The following is a 3,487-nucleotide window of genomic DNA, read 5'->3' on the forward strand; positions in this document are numbered from 1 at the left end:
TTTTTAATGCTATTCAGATATTCTAATTCTATTCTCATTTTTTTTCAAATGTTGCACAACGGGTTTGTATAACGATTGTTGCGTTTGGCGCAGCGAGCTGAGGGCAGCAGCGACAAGTTCTTCATTCTCTTCTTAACACCAAATTATTCAGAGCTGCGTGAGACTCAGAAGGGCAAGCTTTACGTTATTTTTCAGAAACCAATATAGCTAAATATTTGTAGAAATTATTATGAAATTCCCGCAAGAGCAATAATCGTTATACGTTGTTGCCAGTAGTTATTATGCGTAATGTCTCTTGACGACTGGTTTAAGATATTTTTTATTATCATAGTATTCCTCAAAACTGTCAATGACTAAAATCATAAAGTCCTGCGCTATTTGGAACTTATTCCGCAATATGTTTGCTCTATGTCTTTCTCCAATATAAGAAGCTGACTCACCACCGTGGGCAACCGCATTTCTTTTATCAACAATTTCATCTATTGTGGCTCTAACTCTTGGTTGAATGTTTAATTCAGCCATACCAAAAGCACCTATAGTTTCTTCGATAGTTTCCATCCAAACATTCTGTAACCTTTTTGAAAAAACGGTTTCATTCAAAGGGCGAATTGTTCTACTATCAATTTGTTCAAAAAGTAAAATCGATTTATTAACGACTTTTTTGTATCCACAATCTTTGAGCGCTTGAATTTTATCCATTACTGAAATAGTATTAAAAGCAAGCGTATAGTGATTACTTTTTACTCCTTTCGCACTAATTAGAAGAAGTGATTTTTGAACAACCTCATTCATCGATTTTTCTAAAGCAGCATATAAATGGACATAAAATAGACCGCGCATAATTTTGACTTCTGCAGGTGTTGGGTCAGTTGGAAGTGATGGTTCTTGTGATGTAATGTAGTTTAAGAATACTTGAACTTCATTAAATCTAGATGAATTTTGACTACGTAAATTAGAGAAACTCATTATGCTAAATGTTCTTTTACAAAATTAATTCTTTGAGTTAATTTATTACGTGAGTTCGTAGCTCCAGTTGTGAGTTTTGTTAATTCTGCATTGTTCAAAACATCTTGTAGTTTTTGAGAATCTAAAATTTGTTGATTTTCATCTGTTATTATGTCCGCGGTAGCTATTGAAATTGCTTCAAATAATACTAAAGGTGTAATATTAGTTCGATTTCCTCTAACAATACCTTGTGGTAATAGTTGTTTCAATCTTGCAAATGTTTCTTCGAAAAGGCTTTTGTATGCCGTTTGTTCAGGAAATGATTCTGTTTTCTTTGCCATATAATCATTAAGAAACTCTTTTACACTGTGAACAAATAGTTCTCTGTCTTCATAATAAGAAAAGAATTTAAGAACTAATTCCTCTCGATTCCCAGTCCTTTCTGCATTTTTCGTCATTTTTACAACATCCAGAAAATCCTGATTTTCTGCACATTCTTGAAGGAAATCTTTGAATTTGCCAAGATAAACACAATTTCTTATCTCTTGTGGATGTAGAGTAACTCCACCTGTATTTAATCTCTCAAATAAATCATATCTTAATTCAAAATCACTTCTGTCATTAAGAACTGTAACTCGAACTGGTCGAGTCATAAACATTAATTGAACGGATTTAGGCAAGTCCTCAAAGAAACTATTATTTAAAGTATCTAACTTTTCAAGTCCTTTAAGTTTTAATTTTATTCCGTTTGCGTTGGTCTTTTTTATTAATTGCTCATCTCCCAAGAAATTAACTATTGTAGTTAGTCTTTGCAGTCCATCTATAACTTCCCAACTAGAATCTTTATTAGTCGCCATAAATAAATTTGGAACTGGAATTCCTAGAATTAGAGACTCAATTAGTTGTGATTGGCGGACTTCATCCCAAACAAAATGTCGTTGATATTCAGGCGCAATATCTATAAGCCCTTCCTGAATCATATCGAAAAGCTGTCTTACAGTAATATCATAACTGTCAAATGAAACAGATCTTCTATTATTTTCAATCTGTTCCTGTATTTTGTTTGAGTTCATATGTTTTTATTTATAATTACTGGCAACGGGTTTGTATAACGATTGTTGCGTTTGGTGCAGCGCGCTGGGGGCAGCAGCGACATGTTCAAATTTCACTTCTTAGTTCCAAATTATTCAGAGCTGCGTGAGACTCAGAAGGGCAAGCTTTACGTTATTTTCAGAAACCAATATAGTTAAATATTTGTAGAAATTAATGTAAAATTACCGCAAGAGCCATAATCGTTATACGTTGTTGCCACACGTTTTTACTCAATTTCGGTTAAGATATAATCCTCTTTTTTATATTTAAATGTTGAAATGAAAATATCTTTCCCAACTCTCTTTTTAATCACAAATGGTGGATAAATATCCGTAAAAAGGATATCAAATCCGTTTTTGTTTATTCTTTCCCACATTAAATCCGAATTTCCCATTGTCCAATTATTGCTTGTATAAACAGAGTCATTCACAAAATGAATTGTATCAGTCCATTTTCTATAATTCCGCACGAACTTTTTTCCAATCAATTTAAATTCAGGAGTTTTGTTTTTAAGTGAATCAGCTAGTCGTTTGTAAACTCCGTTTAAGACACTATTCAATCCATTAATTACAATACTATCATTTGTTAATGGTTCGATTACGTCTGAAAAATAAGATTCATTGTCAGCTATAACAAACTTATTTCCTTTGAGTTTGAAAATATCAGTTCTCTCATCGTTAAACATTTGATATTTAAATTGCTTTAAGTTAAAAGTATCATTGTTAAAAGTAAAAACTTCATTGAAAGGAATTCCAGTTGTGGATTCCATTAGACTGTCATTTTCACCATATTGATATGCTGAAATCCAAGTTCCATTTAGTTTTTTTTCATTTTGGCAAGAAGGCAAAATCAAAGTCAGAATTAATATGTGTATCGATTTTCTCAAATGTGTGGCAACGGGTTAGTATAAGCAATGTTGCGTTTGGCGCAGCGCGAAGCTGGCAGCAGCGACGCCTTTTCGGTTTCTTATTTAGTTCCAATTATTCGGAGCTGCGTGAGACTCAGACAGGCAAGCTTATACGTTGATTTCAAAGAACCAATTTAGTTATTTATTTGTTGCGAACATAATTCTAGTGGGAGAGAAGCCATTTTGCTTATATGTTGTTACGACAAGTAGCGAGACACGAACCAAATGAATTGCCTCGGAATTACACTTTAGATTCAGAGGTTTTTCGAATAAGCGTGAAAATCAGAAGGGTAGAAGGAGTTCAATTTTGAAACTTGAATATCTTATGAGTTGAAAATTCAAAATCAGCCTTTTTCAATCGGAATGACGTGAGAATGACCGACTTTGTTCTTAGCAGTAATCTGCTCGGAAAAAAATCCGAAGATTTTCTTTCCGAGCTATTTTTAGTAACGGGTTTGTATAATAATTGTGGCGCTTGGTGCAGCGTGCGGCTTGAAGCAGCTGCGACCTTTTAATTCTTTCTTAGTTCTAAATTCTTCAAAG

Annotated in this window: 3 protein-coding genes; all 3 read right to left on the minus strand. The window is 33.4% G+C overall.

All coding sequences use genetic code 11. The features are described 5' to 3' along the window. Window positions 1-279: 279 nt before the first annotated feature. Window positions 280-966, minus strand: a complete 687-nt coding sequence (locus tag BLQ00_RS17115) for an MAE_28990/MAE_18760 family HEPN-like nuclease (RefSeq protein ID WP_093145538.1) — start codon at window positions 964-966, stop codon at window positions 280-282. Continuing rightward, entirely contained in the window at window positions 966-2,018 is a 1,053-nt protein-coding gene (locus tag BLQ00_RS17120; protein WP_093145539.1) for a DUF262 domain-containing protein, read from the minus strand. The genes BLQ00_RS17115 and BLQ00_RS17120 overlap by 1 nt, the downstream gene beginning before the upstream one ends. A gap of 245 nt (window positions 2,019-2,263) precedes the next feature. Beyond that, window positions 2,264-2,806 (minus strand): hypothetical protein, encoded by a 543-nt coding sequence (locus tag BLQ00_RS17125; RefSeq protein WP_139149453.1) that lies wholly within the window; start codon window positions 2,804-2,806, stop codon window positions 2,264-2,266. Window positions 2,807-3,487: the final 681 nt, after the last annotated feature.

Source organism: Ulvibacter litoralis, assembly GCF_900102055.1.
Classification (GTDB): Bacteria; Bacteroidota; Bacteroidia; order Flavobacteriales; family Flavobacteriaceae; genus Ulvibacter; species Ulvibacter litoralis.